The organism is Rhodoferax sp. LS1P39, assembly GCF_056521425.1.
The window spans coordinates 63,970-79,596 of record NZ_JBWMAV010000011.1 but is presented as its reverse complement, the minus strand read 5'-3'; the positions used below and the strand labels follow the sequence as shown (position 1 = coordinate 79,596).

Below are 15,627 nucleotides of genomic sequence, written 5' to 3'. Positions count from 1 at the left end.
CCATGAACACACCAATCTGCCGCTGTACCTGGGCCGACAGCAGCCCCTTGATGGCCACCTACCACGACGAAGAATGGGGCGTGCCCGAGCGCGACAGCCGCAAGCTGTGGGAAAAGCTGGTGCTCGACAGCTTCCAGGCGGGGCTGTCGTGGGCCATCATCCTGCGCAAGCGCGAGGGCTTTCGCGCCGCCTTTGCCCAGTTCGACCCCGAGGCGGTGGCCCGCTTCACCCCCGCCGATGTAGACCGGCTAATGCAAGACCCTGGCATCGTGCGCTCCCGCGCCAAGATCGAGGCCACCATCGGCAACGCCCAGGCCTACCTGGCGATGCAGGCCGAGGGCGTGGATTTTTCCACCTGGCTGTGGGGCATGGTGGGCAGTACGCCGATCAAGGGCAACGGCGTGGTGCTGACCCAGTCGCCACTCTCCGCCGACATCTCCAGGGCCCTCAAAAAACGCGGCTTCAAGTTTGTGGGCGCGTTAACCATCTACGCCTGGATGCAGGCCGTGGGCATGGTGGACGACCACAGCGAGCGCTGCTTCCGCTACCAGCCGGGTTGATGCGTGGCCCAACACCCTCTGCGTCAACCTCCGCTCTTTGCCGAGTCGGCTCCCTCCTCCGCGCCCGTCCGTCCACAGCCGCCCGACCCGGCCTGGGCCGCGCTGGCCGAAACCCTGCCACGCCACCTGAGGCTCGGTACCTCGTCATGGACCTATCCTGGCTGGGCTGGCCTGCTGTGGGATGGCGACTACCCTGACACCACGCTGTCCAAACACGGCCTGGCTGCCTATGCCCAGCACCCGCTCTTTCGCACCGTGAGCGTGGACCGCAACTTCTACCGCGCCCTCAGCGCCAGCCAATATGCAGCGTATGCCGCCCAGGTACCTGACGACTTTCGCTTCGTGGTGAAAGCGCCGAGCCTGGTCACCGACGCCCTGGTGCGCGCCGACAACGGCCGTGGCCAACAGACCAACGCCGCTTTTCTGGATGCCGAGCTGGCCGTGCAGGATTTTGTAGTGCCTGCGCTGCAAGGCCTGGGACACAAGGTCGGCGCGCTGGTGTTCCAGCTCAGCCCGCTGCCACCGCAGTTGTTGGCCCGGATGCCGGACGTGCTGGCGCGGCTAGGCCGGATGTTGGCCGCCCTGCCCGCTTTGAAGCCCACCGCACCGGACGGCGTTGTTGCAGTGGAAGTGCGCGACCCAGCTTTTCTCACGCCCGATTTCATCTCCGTGCTGCGCAGCGCCGGTGCCACCTATTGCCTCGGCCTGCACCCCAAGCTGCCGCCCATCAGCGAACAACTCGGCATGCTGCGCGCCCTCTGGCCCGGCCCGCTGGTCTGCCGCTGGAACCTGAACCGCCTGCACGGAGCCTACGGCTACGAAGATGCGCGTGACTTGTACGCCCCGTTCAATGCCATCGTGGACCCCGACCCAGACACCCGCCTCGCCCTGGCCAAAGCCGTGGCGGGCACTATTGGTCGGGGACAGAATGCTTTCGTCACCATCAGCAACAAGGCCGAAGGCTCGGCACCGCTTACCGTGTGGGCACTGGCGCAAGATGTGCGGGCCGCAATGTCGCTACGGATGGGGACAGACCGGTCCCCGTAAAACCCCAAAAATCGCCGCTTGGCCAGGAGCTTTCGGCCATGCTCACCTTTTTACGCCTTTTAGGGCAATCACGCTTATTCCATCGGCGTAAGCAGCTATTTTTTATATAGCATCCACACATGCGCCTGCTCGAGCGGCCGTACCGTGGTGCATCACCCACACGCTGGGCATAGGACTGCTGGTACCCGCCCTGGCGCTGCTGCGGCCCAGCTGGATAAGTTGCGTGTCAACGTGCATAGGACCGCAGACGCAAAATGTAGTCGCGCGGCAGACCATGCAGTTCGGCGGCCTCTACCAGCCGGGCCAAATAGGCTTGATCAGCTGGTTGGTTGCTGCGACTGGGGGGCACGTAACACATGGCCGGTAGCCAACGGCCATCGGCCAGGGTGATCAGCACGGCCTCGGGCAAAAAGCAGCCAACGCCTTGGCTGCCATACATCCGATCGAGCTCGGCATGGCCGATCTGCACCACGATGCCGTAGACACTATGCATGGGGCTGGCAAACACATTGGCGTGGGGGTCCAGGCAGATGTCGTGGCCGTGCGATTGGGCCACCTGGACCGTGTCGGAGGCGAATCCGGCTTGGGCCATGACCTCCGGGCGCATGAAACTACCGTAAAAAAATACGGCAACACGTTTGGACATGGAGACCTCCTTGGGGTGGATATGCCCCCATGCTATGGTGCAGATCGCCCCCCAAACGCCAAATGATGTCGCCGAACAGCCAACCCGAACCCACCTGGCGCACGCTGGCCAAAACCCATCTGCGTGGCCGTGTATTGCAACGCCACCAGCATGCAGACGCACAGTTGCTGTTCGCCGTATCCGGTGTCATGCAGGTGCAGACCGACCAAGGCCAATGGACTGTGCCGCCGCAACGGGCGTTGTGGATACCACCTGGGGTGGCGCACCAGGTCAGCATGCTGTCGGACACCGAAATGCGCACCGTGTATTTCAGTTCGTCTCTCTGCCCTGGGATACCGGGCGTGCAGGCCATGGTGACCAGTACCCTGTTGCGCGAACTGGTACTGGCGCTGTTTGATACCCAGCTCGGACCGGCCATCCACGAACGCGCGGCGGCCTTGTTGCTCAGCCTTGTTCCCGTCGCCCAGGAGCTGCCCAGCTATCTGGCGATGCCCAGCAGCCCGGCGCTGCTGCACGTCGCCCAAACCGTGCTGGCCCATCGCCAATGGAACAAACCCCTGGCCGATATCGCCCGGGCAGTGCACATGACCGAGCGCAGCTTTACCCGCCATTTCGGCGCCGAGGTGGGCATGAGTTTTCGTGCGTGGCGACAGCGTGCGCGGATCATTGCCAGCCTGGACCGCGTGGGCGCAGGAGACTCCACCAAAACGGTGGCTTCGGTGGCGGGCTTTGGCAGCCCATCGGCTTTTGTGGCTGCGTTCAAACAGGTCATGGGTGACACGCCAGCACAGTTTGCTGGCACGCCTCTCCCTAAAACCCGCAGGCAGTGGGCGTCGGTGGTCGCTGGGGCGGCTTGCGGACGATGCCGCACGCCCCCCGATGTCGCTACAGATGGGGACAGACCTGCCCCGGTAAAGCCACAAAAATGGCCGCTCAGCCAGGAGCTATCGGCCATGTTCACCCCACCCCGTCCGCCAGACCCCGCCCATGACAGCTGGCGCTTGCGCGACGGCAGCTTGCTGACTTTGCGCCCCATGCAGTCCCAGGACGGCCCACTGCTCGATGCCCTGCTGGAGCGCCTGTCGCCGCGCGCCCGGCACAACCGCTTCCATGGCGGTGTCAACAGCCGCCCTGCCCTGCTGGAGCCGCCCGAGCGCAGCGGCCAGGTGGCTTTTGTACTGACGGCCCAGCGCTTTGGGCAGATCCAGATCGTGGCCGAAGCACGCTATGCGCTCGACGACAACGCCGAGGACAGCGCCGAGTTCGCCCTGGTGGTAGACGACCGCTGGCAACGCCGGGGCCTGGGCGAACGGGCCATGCGCGCTTTGAGCAACACCGCCGCCCACGCCGGTCTGCACTGGCTGCACGGCGAGGTGCTGGCCGACAACCGGGCCATGCTGGGCCTGATGCAGCGCTGCCACTTCTGCTGCACGCCCGATGCCGAAGATCCACGCCTGGTACATGCCGAATCGGCCCTGCGCCTGCCCCAGCAAGCGGCACATGGCTGGAGCGCCCGGCTGCACCGCATGTCTGGAGCCCACCGTGCATAGCCCCACAGCCACGCCGCCCGAGCCGAAGTTGGCCCTGGTGTTGGGCAGCGGCGGCGTGCGCAGCATTGCCGCATTAGGCATGGCCGAGGTGCTGGCGCGCGAAGGCATACGGCCCGATGTGGTGGTGGGCTGCAGCGCCGGGGCCTTGTTTGGCACGCCCATCGCCCTGGGCATGCCGATGGCCGACGCACTGCGCATCGCCACCACGCTGTGGACGGCCGAAATCACCCAAACCCAGCGCTGGCGCGCGATTCCGCAGATGGTGTGGCCGCGTTGGGGCCGGTTCGATGCCGACTTCAGCCTGCGCGACGACCGGCTCATCCTGTCCCGCATGCAGGCGGCCTTTGGCGACCTGCGGCTGGAGGACTTGCCCGTGCCGCTGCGGGTGAGTGCCACCGATGCCGCCAGCGGCGCAGCCGTGGTCATCCGCCGGGGCCGGGTGGTCGATGCCCTGCGCGCCAGCATGGCCATGCCCTTCATGTTTGCGCCTCAGCACCTGGACGGGCGGCGGCTGGTGGACGGCTTTGTGTCCGACCCGCTGCCGGTCAGCGCTGCCAGCGATGCGCATGCCGTCATTGCCCTGGGCTTTGAAGCCCTGATGCCGCAGCGCGTGAACAAGCCTTCGCGCATGCTGGCCCAGGTGACCTCGGCCATGACCAACAACCTGATGTACGCCCGCCTGGCCAGCGCCGAGGCCGACGGCATGCGCCTGCTGCGCGTGTTTCCGCAACTGGAGCGCCGCGTCAGCCTGTTCGACACCGCCGCCATGCCCTACCTGGTAGAGGCCGGGCGGCGCGCCACCGAGGCGCTGCTGCCCCACATCATCGCCCTGCTGGAGCGCCGACCGCAGCTGATGGCGGTAGCCTAAAGTTTATGCATTAAATAGGCCTCTAGCGCTTATTCCATAAGCACGAGAAGCTACTCATTTTGTAGCATTTAAGGCCATCGACTCAGAAGCCGGTTTTGTAGGTAAACACCACCCAGCCCCGGTCGGTGTTGCCGATGCCGCCGTTGCCGCCCGCCAGCGCCGTGCCTGCGGCGTTGTACTTGGCGGGGCTGACCAGGGTGTCGGCGTAGCGCAGGGTGAACTCGTGGGTTTGGGCGTAGGTGAACTTCACGCCCACGGCCCAGGAGGCGCTTTTCTGGCTGCCGCCCCCGCTGCTGGCGGCATTGCCGTGGATGCCGTAGGTGAGCGACATCGGCAGCTCCATGTCCCACGATGGCTGCACCTGCAGCCACTGGGGCGTGAAGTTCAGCGCCATGCCCAGGTACTGTTTGCTGGAGCAGCCATCGTCTTTGGAGCCCGATGCCGCCACCCCCGGCGTGGCCACTGCCCGGCAACCGGCGTAGCCCACGCCCTTGTACAGCTCGGGGTGCGAGGTGACCCGCGTCAACTGGCTGTAGGCCAGCTCGGCCACCAGGCTGCCGGTGTCCGACAGCGCCGTCTTGGGCAGCAGATAGATGCCGTTGACAACCGTATGGAAAGTGTCGCCGCGCGGGCCTTCGTTGTCGGTGGCGCTGATGCCTGACGCGTTCAGCGCCCCGTCCATGCGGTACGACAGCTCGGAGCCCACGCTGACCGGGCCGATCACCCGGGCCGCGCTCACGCCGAACAGTTGCACGTGTTTGGGGTAGACCAGCCGGTACTGGCCCAGCGCCGCCAGGGTTTGCGGGGCGAACCAGGGCTGGTAGTCGTTGAAGCGGCGGTAGTAGAGGCCGATGTTGGATTCGATCTCTTCGGCGTTGTACTTGGCGCTGATGCCCCAGTTGCCCCGGTTCTTGGGCGTGACCGAATCCACATGGGTGAAGGAGGCCCCGGTGGGCGATACGGGCAGGCGGTCGGGCCCTTCAAACAGCATGTCGGCCGGGGCAAAGTAGGTGCCGCCATAGGGCAGGCGCGTGGGTTTCCACTCAAAGAAATACTGGCCCTGCACGCTGAGCCGGTTGCTCAGTTGCGCCCGGGCAGAAATGTTGCCCAGCGGCAAAAACACCTCTTTGGTCTCGATGCCCGGGCTGGTGACGGCCTTGGCACCGTCGGTGGGGGCCTGCGAATACGAAATGGCGTGCGCGCCGATCAGCAGGCCCTCGCCCCAGTAGTTGGTGTGGCGGCCTACCTTCAGGCTGACCGGCGTGGCACCGATGTTGAAGTTGCCCCACGCAAACGCATCCAGAAATTCGCCTGAGGGGCCATTGACGTAGCGCTGCACCTTGGGGCTGTAGGTGTTGTTGAAGTAGCTGGAGCTGTAGCCGGGCACCGTGGTTTGCACGCTGTGGTCGCTGTAGGCCTTGTCGTACCAGCCGGAGGCGCTGGCGCGCACGCCGAGCTGGTTCTTCCAGTTCAGGTCCACCTCGCCCAGCAGGTCCAGGCGGTTGGTGACCACATCGCCGCGGTTGAACTTGCCGTCGGATTCGTCATAGGTCGGGTTGGCCAGGATGCGGCTGTCTTGCTTGTCGGCGCGCACGCCCAGGTTGTAGCGGATGGTGGTGTCCAGCCGCAGCGTGAGGTCGGGGTTGCCGGTGGCGACCTCAGACGCATGGGCGCTGGGCGCGGCCAGGGAGCCGATAGCCAGGACGATGGCGGTCAGGCTGCGGTGGGGGGTACGGATAGGCATGGGTTGCTCCTTTATTGGTTGTCTTACAGAACCACAGGCTTGAGCGCGTAGCCCGCCAGCCGGGCGTGCAGGGGCTGGGCCATGGCGATCTGGTCTTCGAGTTGCAGGGCAAAGTGGCGCAGCAATGCTTTGTCGTGCTCGGGCCCGGCCTGCTGCACAAACTGCTCGAAGGCGGCGTCGGCCGCGTCCCACGATGCCGGGACCGGGCCGATGAACCGGGCCAGGCTGTCGCGCTCGCGCTGGGCGGCCTGGGGCCCGGCGGCATCCACCAGCGCGGCCCACTGGGCCAGGGTGGCAGCGCTGTTGCGGTGGTGGCGGTCCATGTCGGTGGCATCCGGCCCGCGCGCTACCGTCTGGGCGAGCACGTTGAACAGCAGCGCCTGGCGGCCCGGCTGGGGCGGGAACGGCGGGCTGGGTGCAATCTGCACGTCCATGCACTCGGCCATGGCCCACACCGTGGCGCGCCGGGTCATCAGGTCCCAGACCAGGTATTCCAGCTCGATGCGGTGCGCGCCGGGTTCGCTGAGCGGCCCGGACAAGGCCATCACCGAGGTGAGCGAGAAGCAGGCGGTGTGAAAGCTCAGCGCCCACGGGTCCACGGCCTCGCCGGTGAGCTGCTGGTAGTAACGGATCAGGTGCGATACATCGGCTCCCAGCGGCTCAAAGCCGTCGCGGGTGCGCAGCGATGCCAGATCGGCCAGCGGGTCCCCAATGTGCGAGGCCTCAAAGTCGTACAGGCCGGTGATTTTTCCGTCCACAAACAAGAACTGGCCTACATCGCAGTGGATAAAGCTGCTGCGCGTACGGTTGGTGGGCGCGTTGCGGCGCATCCAGCGCATCGCAAATTCCACAAACGGCTGCGGCTTGCGTTTGCCGCGGGCGTACAGTGGCTGGTTGGCATCCAGATAGGCCAGCACGTTGCTGCGGGCATCCACCGGCAGGCCGATACCGGCGGCCGCAAAGGGGGCGGTGTCCAGCGCATGCATGCGGGCCAGTTGGGCGACGTACTGCTCGGCAATGCTCTGGCGCTGCGCGTCGTCCGCCGCCTGGGCGACATCGCGCACGCCGGGGGTGCGGTCCATCACGATGGCCAGCGGGTCGGGGCATACGCCGTGGATGTGCGGCACCAGAATGCCGTCGGCCTCCAGCTGGCGCAGGATGGCGGCCTCGCGCGCCAGGCCGGGGAAAGGTTCGGCATCGAGCTGCTTGTCGCCACGGATGTACAGCGGCACCAGCGTGCCGTCGCGCTCCAGCTCGGCAAACCAGGCTTTGCGCCAGCGGGTTTGGCGAACCAGGCTGGTCACGCGCCCGCCCATCTGCGATTCGATATAGCGGCTCAATAAGATTTCTTCGGGGGTGTGCATAGGATCTTTGGGCAAAGTTGGGGCCCGGCGGCACGGTGGCCGCCGAGTGAAGGGACAAGAAAAAGATCAGCGCACGGTCATCTTGCTGACGATGGCATCCGGGTTTTGGTCGCGATCGGCCACGGTGCCGGTGGACACTACCAGCCCGCCCTTGGCCAGGTCGCCCACCATGCTGTACATGTTTTTCTGGAAGTCGTAGGTCAGGTTCTTGACCGCGTAGGCGTGGCCCACGTCGTAAAGCTGCACCATCATGTTGAACGAGGTGCGGTACAGCGCGCCCTGCTGGTCGTACGCGTCGAACATGCCGGAGCCGGAGCCGTCTTCGTCCAGGTAGTAGGTGCGTTTGGAGTAGGCGTGGCGCATGCCGGGCTTGAGCGTGGCCTCCACCACCCAGGCGCGGTGCAGTTCAAAGCGTTCGCACGATGGGTTGGCATGCTGGGGCAAGAACTCTTCTTCGGTGGGGCAGTTGAAGTAGTGCTTGTAGTTGTTGTAGGGCAGGATGATTTCTTTCTTGCCCACCAGCTTGAAGTCAAACCGGTCCATGGTGCCGGAGAACAAAAACAGCTCGTCATAGAACTGCACACCGCCAATGGAGGCTACTGGTGTGTCGTACGAGAACTCGGGCGCAAGCCGCACGCGGCGCTGGCCGGGGGCGTAGTTCCAGGCCCGGCGCGGCTTGGTGGTGGGGTCCAGAAAGTCCATCAGGCCACTCACCTCACCCGCCTTGCGCGAGGGGGCCCGGGTGACCGAATAGGTGCGCCAGTACAGGTGCGGGTCGCGGTCGTCCAGATCGACCTGGTAGTACGGCACCTCGGTGCGGCTGAACACCTCGGAGGTGAGCGTGGGGCGACCGGCGGCATCGACGATGTAGGTGCGGCCCGCAGGCGTGATCACGTCGGTATCGCCGATGTAGCGCAGCAACTGGTTCCACATCACCTCGTAGCCGCTGCGCGGAATGGGAAACGGTATGCCGCCCCGGCAGGCGGGATCAACGGCGAGGTTGTCCTTGAGCGTCTGGCAGGTGGTGGCGTTGCGCAGCGTGGCCTTCAGCACTTTGTCGGGGTAGGTGACGGTGCGGTGGCTGGGGTAGAGGTCGATGTAGTAGCTGGACGGGAACTTCTTGATCAGGTTTTGCTGACCCGCGCTGAGCTTGTCGGCGTACTGGGCCAGGTTTTTAGCGTCGATGCGCACCAGCGGTTTGTCGTCCGCATGCGGGTCGGCCCAGGTGCTGCTGCCGGGGGTAAAGCCTGCCGGGGCTTTGCGCAGGCCGCCGGTATAGGGCGGAATAGTGCCCTCTTTGTTGCCCGCCTTGACAGCACCAAACTCGGTCAGGGTCGTGCCGAGCTGTTTCGCGTCTTCGGCAGACACGCCCGCGGCGGCGTGCAGGGCCAGCGCCAGCAGCGCGCTGGCGGTCAGAATCTTGTGGGTCATGGAAATGTCTCTGTAGTTTTAATTTGTGGCTAGGCAACGATCTTGGGGTAGTAGTTTTCGGCCCCGATCTGCTCCACGTCCTTGAGCCAGTTGCTGTCGTAGGCATCGGTATCGTGCTGGGAGCCGGGGTCTTCGATGCTCCAGGCCTGGCGCTTGTAGGTCCAGTTGTCGGGCTGCAGGCGGTGGGCCTGGCGCCAGTGCGGCACGGCGGCGGCTTGGTCGCCCGCAGTGTGCAGGTGCTGGCCCAGCTCGAAATGCGCGGCGGCGCGGGCGTTGTCAGCCGAGCGCGGCTGCGACCGGGCAATGACTTCGTCCGGGGCCAGCACATACCGGCTTTGGCTGCCGTGGGCCACCCAGTCCAGCAGCATCTCCAGGTACAGGTCGGTCTCGTAGCGGATCTTGCGCACGTGGGTGAGCATCTGGCGCTGGTTGGCGTTCATGCCCTCGTCTTTCCACTCGCTGACCTTGGTGTAGCCGGGCCAAGCGGGTTCGGCGGGCCGCACGATCACGCCCTCTTCGTTGATCCACACGCCATTGGGCACGTTGACCACGCCAAACAGCTCGTCCACCAGATGGCCTGCGTCGATCAGCGAGGGATGTTCGGGCTGGGCCGCTTCGATGTACTGGCGGGCGGCTTTGGCACCTTCGGTGTCGAGGGCTACGGTCACGATCTCCAGGCCCTGGGGATACAGCTTTTCGCGCAGCTTTTGCCACAGCGGCAAGTCGGTACGGCAGCCGCACCACGATGCCCAGGTGGTCAGCAACACCTTTTTGCCACGCAGGCTGGACAAGCGGAATGGTTTGCCGTTCACGTCGGGCAGTACCAGTTCGGGGGCGATGGCGGTGGTCAGGGCCCGGCCCGTCACGCCCGACTCTGGGCCCAGCGCCCACAGGCTGCGCCCGGCCTCTTCCAGCAGCGGCATGCCGAGGCGCTCGCTCAACACCCGGGCATCTAGTGTGCCGTCGGCCTGGCGGGCGTTAGCGGGTAGCGGCACGCAGGCCTCGCCTTTGCAGGCCCCTTGCGGTTTGATGGCCCAGCCGGTGCGTTCTGCGAATGCGGCGGGGTCGATGTGCAGGCTGGTCAAGATCATGGGGCGGTCTCCGATAGGCGTTGGTGCAGTTCTTCGGCGGTGGTATCCAGCAGCAGGGCGACATCGCCTGCGTCCCAGTACTCGCGCCAGGCGGTGATGCGGTTTTGCGCGTCCAGTTCAAACACCGCGTTGACGCTGGAAAACATGCTTCGGCCATTGCGCATGGTCACGTGGTCGCGGCGCTCGGTGAACACATGGGTGTCGGACGAGGCCATCGCCAGCACTTCGCAGCGGCACTCGGTGTAGCGGCCAAACTGGCGCATCAGCTCGGACACGATGGCGTTGCGGCCCTGCTTGGGCGTGGCGCGCGGCACCAGCGGCTGGTAGACCGCGTGCTCGGCAAACAGCGGTGCGATCTGGTCCATGTGGGGGATGTCGGTGCTGTGGAATAGCGCCAGACATCGCGTGACGGTGGCTTCCTGTGGTGCGCCCATGGGCTTGTCTCCTGAGGTACGTTGGGTGGGGCCTGTGCGCGCCGTGCGCGGCAACCAGGACCGTCTCGCTGCAAAACTTTCGGTCGTCGGGGACCGTTTCAGCGCCTGTGAATTAAAGCCGCGCAGGCTTTTTAAGTCAATTGCCTTAAGGCGTTTTACTTATAAAAATTTACTGGGATTTACCCGTATCAAAAAGACCGGGTGGCGGTGAAACGCGCAGGCGTAATCCAGCCGTAGCGGCTACAGCGCAGACTGCGTCCGATTACAGAGGAGGTGTGGGTTTGCGCCGCGCCGTTTTGGCGGGCGGTTTGCGCTGCAGCTTGGGCCGCTGCAGGCTGGCGGTGATATCCAGCGCCTCGCGGGCGGCCGGGGCGCTGAGCACGCCTGCTGCGGCCACCAGCATGTCGGTCCAAAACACGGCTTCCGACGGGTACGGTGCGCCGTCGGTCGATTCGCTGAGCCGCTGCCATTCGGCCACGCCGCCCAGCAATACGCCCACGGCCAGGCGCAAACGGGCCTTGAACTGGGCCTCGGTCCGGTCCGGACCGCAGGCATGCAGACCGGCCACGATGCGCTGCGTCATGGGTGATGCCGCAGCCAGGCGCATGATGGACTGGTCGGACCCGTCCGCGTGCAGCAGGCGCAGGTTGAACTGCGAGAACGACTGCAGTTCGCGGTCGTCCAGAATCTCCAGCACCGGCATGAACAGGGCCGCCAGGTAGCTGGCCACCTGGTCGGGGCCGGGCTCGGGCAAGCGCTCCAGCCACAGGGTGCGGGCCTTTTCCAGCTGCGGCACGCGCATGTCGCGCGCGGCTTCCAGCAGCCCTTCCTTGGAACCAAAATAGTGGTGCACCGCCGACTTGTTGGCCTGCCCGGCCGCCTTCAGCAGTTCGCGGATGGTCACCCCCTCCACACCGTGCTGGCCAAACAGGCGCTCGGCCGCAAACAGCAGCTGGCAGGCCCCGTTGGGGTACTGGTCAAAGGGCGGATTCAAGGGGAGACAGCGACGTGGAGCATGGTGGGCATTTTAGGCTGCGGGCCTATGGCGCTGGCAAGCCTAATTTTAAGTATAAAAAGTGCCACTAGCGCCTATCCCATAAGCGTAACATGCTACATATAGTATAGCAATCCTATTCCCACTCGATGGTGGCAGGCGGCTTGCTCGATACGTCGTAGGTCACGCGGTTGATGCCGCGCACTTCGTTGATGATGCGGCCCGACACTTTTTTGAGCAGCGCGTAGGGCAGCTCGGCCCAGTCTGCCGTCATGAAGTCGCTGGTTTGTACAGCGCGCAGAGCCACCACGTAGTCATAGGTGCGGCCATCGCCCATGACGCCCACGCTTTTGACCGGCAAGAATACGGTGAACGCCTGGCTGGTGAGCTGGTACCAGGTCTTTCCGGTGGCCTCATCCTTGAAGTTGTGCAGCTCTTCGATAAAGATCGCATCGGCGCGGCGCAGCAGGTCGGCGTATTCTTTTTTCACTTCGCCCAGGATGCGCACGCCCAGGCCGGGGCCGGGGAACGGGTGGCGGTAGACCATGTTGGCGGGCAGGCCCAGGGCCACGCCGAGTTCGCGCACTTCGTCCTTGAACAGCTCGCGCAGGGGTTCCAGCAGCTTCAGGCCCAGTTGCTCGGGCAGTCCGCCGACGTTGTGGTGGCTCTTGATGGTGACGGCCTTCTTGCTTTTGGCACCGCCGGACTCGATCACGTCGGGGTAAATCGTGCCCTGGGCCAGCCACTTGGCACCCTTGGCACCGTCGCCCTTGAGCTTGGCGGCTTCCTGCTTGAATACGGTGACGAACTCGCCGCCGATGATCTTGCGCTTGGCTTCGGGGTCGCTCACGCCCGCCAGCTTGCCCAGGAACAGGTCGCTGGCATCGGCACGGATCACCTTGGCGTGCAGCTTGCCCACGAACATGTCCATCACCATGTCGCCCTCGTTGAGGCGCAACAGGCCATGGTCCACAAAGACGCAGGTCAATTGGTCGCCAATCGCGCGGTGGATCAGGGCTGCGGCCACGGACGAGTCCACGCCCCCAGATAAGCCCAAAATTACCTCTTCGTCGCCTACTTGGGCGCGGATGTGGGCCACCGCCTCGGCGATGTAGTCGCCCATGATCCAGTCGGGCCGGGTGCCGCAGATGCCCAGCACAAAACGGTTCAGCAGCGCCTGGCCTTGCACCGTGTGGGTGACTTCGGGGTGGAACTGCACGGCGTAGAAGTGGCGGGACTCGTCGGCCATACCGGCGATGGGGCAACTGTCGGTGCTGGCCATCAGCTTGAAACCGGGGGGCAGCTCGGTCACCTTGTCGCCGTGGCTCATCCACACATTCAGCATGCCCTCGCCCTCGGGCGTGGTGAAGTCGGCAATGTCCTTGAGCAGCGCGGCGTGGCCACGGGCGCGCACGCTGGCAAAACCAAATTCACGGGTGTGGCCGGTTTCCACCTTGCCGCCCAGCTGCTGCGCCATGGTTTGCATGCCGTAGCAAATGCCCAGTACCGGCACGCCCAGGTCGAACACGGCCTGGGGCGCGCGGTCGGTGGTGTCCTCGGTCACGCTGGCGTGGCTGCCGGACAGGATGATGCCCTTCAGGTTGCCATCGGCCGCGTAGGCGCGCATCCAATCGTCGGTCACATCGCAGGGATGGACTTCGCAAAACACATGGGCATCGCGCACACGGCGGGCGATGAGCTGGGTCACTTGCGAACCGAAATCGAGGATGAGGATTTTTTGGTGGGTGGACATGGACGTGGGGCTAAAAATGAAAAACGGGCAGCACGTGGCTGCCCGGATCTATCGACAAAAATGCGCTTTAGGCTTGCGCGGGAATCCGCAGAACTTGGCCGGGGTAGATTTTGTCCGGGCTGCTCAGCATGGGCTTGTTGGCTTCAAAAATCTGTGGGTACAGATTGGCGTTGCCATAGGCTTTTTTGGCCACGGCGCTCAGGGTATCGCCGCTGACCACCGTGTGGTAGGTGCACTCTGGCACATCCGGGCAGGTCATTTCATCGGCCACACCCGCGACACCTTGGACGTTACCGCAGCAGACGACGATCTTCTCGCGGGTTTCCATGTCGGCCACGGCACCACCCACGGTGACGATCTGGTCAGCGCCGTTGAAGGCGATGGTCAGGCCGTCGGTGGACAAGCCTTGCGCCTTGATGTAGGTGCCGATGGCATCCGCCGCCGCCGTGTTGGCCGCAGCGGCCTTTTCCTGGTTGCTTGGCTCCGCGACAGCCGCCGCAATTTCTGGCTTGTTGCCAAACAGCTTTTGACCCGCTTCTTTGATAAATGAAATCATGCCCATGGAATTTTTCCTTTAAACGGTATACAACCTAACAGCAAAAATACTGTCGGGGCTATTCTGACCGGTAGTTGGGGGCTTCTTTGGTGATTTGCACGTCGTGTACATGGCTTTCACGGATGCCGGCTGAGGTAATTTCCACAAATTCGGCTTTATTTTTCATATCTTCGATGGTGGCGCAACCGCAGTAGCCCATGCTGGCCCGGATGCCGCCCGCCATTTGGAAAATGATGGAGACCATGGAGCCCTTGTACGGAACCCGGCCTTCGATGCCTTCGGGCACCAATTTGTCGGCATTGGGGTTGCCAGTGTTGACCTCTTGGAAATAGCGGTCGGCACTGCCCTGCTGCATGGCACCAATGCTGCCCATGCCCCGGTAACTCTTGTAACTGCGGCCCTGGAACAGCACCACTTCGCCCGGCGCTTCTTCGGTACCGGCAAACATGCCACCCATCATCACGGTGCTGGCACCGGCGGCGATGGCCTTGGCGATGTCGCCACTGTAGCGGATGCCGCCGTCGGCAATCAAGGGTACGCCGCTGCCTTGCAAGGCGGTGGCCACGTTGTCAATCGCCATGATTTGCGGCACGCCCACGCCTGCCACGATGCGGGTGGTGCAAATGCTGCCAGGGCCGATGCCGACCTTGACCGCGTCCGCACCGGCTTCGGCCAGGGCCAAGGCGGCCGCGCCGGTGGCGATGTTGCCGCCGATCACATCGATATGGGGGTAGTTTTGCTTGATCCAGCGTACGCGCTCGATCACCCCCTTGCTGTGGCCGTGGGCGGTATCGACCACGATGGCATCCACACCGGCACGCACCAGGGCTTCGACACGTTCTTCGGTGCCCTCGCCCACGCCCACCGCTGCGCCTACGCGCAACTGGCCACGGGCATCGCGTGCCGCGTTGGGGAAGCTGGTTTGCTTGGTGATGTCCTTGACGGTGATCAGGCCCTTGAGCTCGAACGCGTCGTTGATGACCAGCAGGCGCTCGAGCTTGGATTTGTTCAGCAGCGCCTTGGCTTCGGCCAGCGACGCGCCTTCCTTGACCGTGACCAGTTTTTCACGCGGGGTCATGATCTGGCTCACGGGCACGTCGTAGCGGGTTTCAAACCGCAAGTCGCGGCTGGTGACGATGCCGACGACCTTGCCACCGTCGCACACCGGAAAGCCGGAGATGCCCAGCTGGGCCGACATATCGATCACCTGGCGCACGGTGTGGCTGGGGGTGATGATGACCGGGTCGCGCAGCACACCGGATTCGTAGCGCTTGACCTTGAGCACCTCGGCAGCTTGCTGCTTGGGTGTGAAGTTCTTGTGCACGATACCCATGCCGCCTTCCTGGGCCATGGCGATGGCCAAGCGGGCTTCGGTAACGGTGTCCATGGCGGCAGACACCAGGGGCAGGTTCAGGGTGATGTTGCGGGAGAGGCGGGTCGCAAGAGACGTGTCCTTGGGCAGGACTTGGGAGAACGCTGGCACTAACAACACATCGTCGAAAGTGAGCGCTTTTCCTAGCAGGCGCATATAGAAAGCTCCAAAAGGCAGATTGTACAAGCCCGCAAGAACCCCTATTTCTGTAACAAGC

The 15,627-nt window shown here is 64.4% G+C and carries 14 protein-coding genes; 4 read left to right on the top strand and 10 right to left on the bottom strand.

What is annotated here, in order from left to right:
• Positions 1 to 2: 2 nt before the first annotated feature.
• Together AC097O_RS17065 and AC097O_RS17060 are read left to right on the top strand one after the other, a co-directional pair.
• Positions 3 to 560, top strand: a complete 558-nt coding sequence (locus tag AC097O_RS17065; protein ID WP_479594101.1) for a DNA-3-methyladenine glycosylase I — start codon at positions 3 to 5, stop codon at positions 558 to 560.
• 3 nt (positions 561 to 563) lie between these two features.
• The gene (locus AC097O_RS17060) at positions 564 to 1,607 is read left to right on the top strand and encodes a DUF72 domain-containing protein (RefSeq protein ID WP_479594100.1); all 1,044 of its coding nucleotides are present in this window, start codon (positions 564 to 566) and stop codon (positions 1,605 to 1,607) included.
• 226 nt (positions 1,608 to 1,833) lie between these two features.
• Here AC097O_RS17060 and AC097O_RS17055 read toward each other — a convergent pair whose 3' ends face one another.
• Positions 1,834 to 2,253: a gamma-glutamylcyclotransferase gene (locus AC097O_RS17055; protein ID WP_479594099.1), complete on the bottom strand. Its 420-nt coding sequence runs from the start codon at positions 2,251 to 2,253 to the stop codon at positions 1,834 to 1,836.
• A gap of 65 nt (positions 2,254 to 2,318) precedes the next feature.
• Between AC097O_RS17055 and AC097O_RS17050 the strand changes: the two genes are divergently transcribed.
• Positions 2,319 to 3,803 (top strand): GNAT family N-acetyltransferase, encoded by a 1,485-nt coding sequence (locus AC097O_RS17050; protein WP_479594098.1) that lies wholly within the window; start codon positions 2,319 to 2,321, stop codon positions 3,801 to 3,803.
• Positions 3,796 to 4,671: a patatin-like phospholipase family protein gene (locus AC097O_RS17045; RefSeq protein WP_479594097.1), complete on the top strand. Its 876-nt coding sequence runs from the start codon at positions 3,796 to 3,798 to the stop codon at positions 4,669 to 4,671. The genes AC097O_RS17050 and AC097O_RS17045 overlap by 8 nt, the downstream gene beginning before the upstream one ends.
• Positions 4,672 to 4,753: 82 nt before the next feature.
• Here AC097O_RS17045 and AC097O_RS17040 read toward each other — a convergent pair whose 3' ends face one another.
• The 9 genes from AC097O_RS17040 to guaB all read right to left on the bottom strand — a co-directional run bounded on the left by AC097O_RS17040 (position 4,754) and on the right by guaB (position 15,566).
• The gene (locus AC097O_RS17040) at positions 4,754 to 6,415 is read right to left on the bottom strand and encodes a DUF1302 domain-containing protein (protein WP_479594096.1); all 1,662 of its coding nucleotides are present in this window, start codon (positions 6,413 to 6,415) and stop codon (positions 4,754 to 4,756) included.
• 23 nt (positions 6,416 to 6,438) lie between these two features.
• Positions 6,439 to 7,779, bottom strand: coding sequence for a phosphotransferase (locus AC097O_RS17035; RefSeq protein WP_479594095.1), 1,341 nt, complete (start codon positions 7,777 to 7,779; stop codon positions 6,439 to 6,441).
• Positions 7,780 to 7,845: 66 nt separating this feature from the next.
• Positions 7,846 to 9,210 carry a DUF1329 domain-containing protein gene (locus AC097O_RS17030; RefSeq protein ID WP_479594094.1) on the bottom strand — a complete coding sequence of 455 codons (1,365 nt, stop codon included), beginning with the start codon at positions 9,208 to 9,210 and terminating at the stop codon, positions 7,846 to 7,848.
• 29 nt (positions 9,211 to 9,239) lie between these two features.
• A complete protein-coding gene (locus AC097O_RS17025) occupies positions 9,240 to 10,301 on the bottom strand; it encodes a ResA-like WAxxUGC motif-containing protein (RefSeq protein ID WP_479594093.1) in 1,062 nt (353 codons plus the stop codon).
• Entirely contained in the window at positions 10,298 to 10,735 is a 438-nt protein-coding gene (locus AC097O_RS17020) for a nuclear transport factor 2 family protein (RefSeq protein ID WP_479594092.1), read from the bottom strand. The genes AC097O_RS17025 and AC097O_RS17020 overlap by 4 nt, the downstream gene beginning before the upstream one ends.
• 262 nt (positions 10,736 to 10,997) lie before the next feature.
• On the bottom strand, positions 10,998 to 11,729 hold the full coding sequence (locus AC097O_RS17015; RefSeq protein WP_479594091.1) for a TetR/AcrR family transcriptional regulator: 732 nt from the start codon (positions 11,727 to 11,729) through the stop codon (positions 10,998 to 11,000).
• Between the two features lie 136 nt (positions 11,730 to 11,865).
• On the bottom strand, positions 11,866 to 13,482 hold the full coding sequence (gene guaA / locus AC097O_RS17010; RefSeq protein WP_479594090.1) for a glutamine-hydrolyzing GMP synthase: 1,617 nt from the start codon (positions 13,480 to 13,482) through the stop codon (positions 11,866 to 11,868).
• A 67-nt stretch (positions 13,483 to 13,549) separates the two neighbouring features.
• Entirely contained in the window at positions 13,550 to 14,044 is a 495-nt protein-coding gene (gene lysM / locus AC097O_RS17005; RefSeq protein ID WP_479594089.1) for a peptidoglycan-binding protein LysM, read from the bottom strand.
• Positions 14,045 to 14,096: 52 nt separating this feature from the next.
• Positions 14,097 to 15,566: an IMP dehydrogenase gene (guaB, locus tag AC097O_RS17000; protein WP_479594088.1), complete on the bottom strand. Its 1,470-nt coding sequence runs from the start codon at positions 15,564 to 15,566 to the stop codon at positions 14,097 to 14,099.
• Positions 15,567 to 15,627: the final 61 nt, after the last annotated feature.

Bases quoted from the DNA above. Each gene is read 5' to 3' on its own strand.
- AC097O_RS17065 (WP_479594101.1), top strand. From the start codon at position 3: ATGAACACACCAATCTGCCGCTGTACCTGGGCCGACAGCAGCCCCTTG.
- AC097O_RS17055 (WP_479594099.1), bottom strand. From the start codon at position 2,253: ATGTCCAAACGTGTTGCCGTATTTTTTTACGGTAGTTTCATGCGCCCG.
- AC097O_RS17050 (WP_479594098.1), top strand. From the start codon at position 2,319: ATGTCGCCGAACAGCCAACCCGAACCCACCTGGCGCACGCTGGCCAAA.
- AC097O_RS17040 (WP_479594096.1), bottom strand. From the start codon at position 6,415: ATGCCTATCCGTACCCCCCACCGCAGCCTGACCGCCATCGTCCTGGCT.
- AC097O_RS17035 (WP_479594095.1), bottom strand. From the start codon at position 7,779: ATGCACACCCCCGAAGAAATCTTATTGAGCCGCTATATCGAATCGCAG.
- AC097O_RS17030 (WP_479594094.1), bottom strand. From the start codon at position 9,210: ATGACCCACAAGATTCTGACCGCCAGCGCGCTGCTGGCGCTGGCCCTG.
- AC097O_RS17025 (WP_479594093.1), bottom strand. From the start codon at position 10,301: ATGATCTTGACCAGCCTGCACATCGACCCCGCCGCATTCGCAGAACGC.
- AC097O_RS17020 (WP_479594092.1), bottom strand. From the start codon at position 10,735: ATGGGCGCACCACAGGAAGCCACCGTCACGCGATGTCTGGCGCTATTC.
- guaA (WP_479594090.1), bottom strand. From the start codon at position 13,482: ATGTCCACCCACCAAAAAATCCTCATCCTCGATTTCGGTTCGCAAGTG.
- lysM (WP_479594089.1), bottom strand. From the start codon at position 14,044: ATGGGCATGATTTCATTTATCAAAGAAGCGGGTCAAAAGCTGTTTGGC.
- guaB (WP_479594088.1), bottom strand. From the start codon at position 15,566: ATGCGCCTGCTAGGAAAAGCGCTCACTTTCGACGATGTGTTGTTAGTG.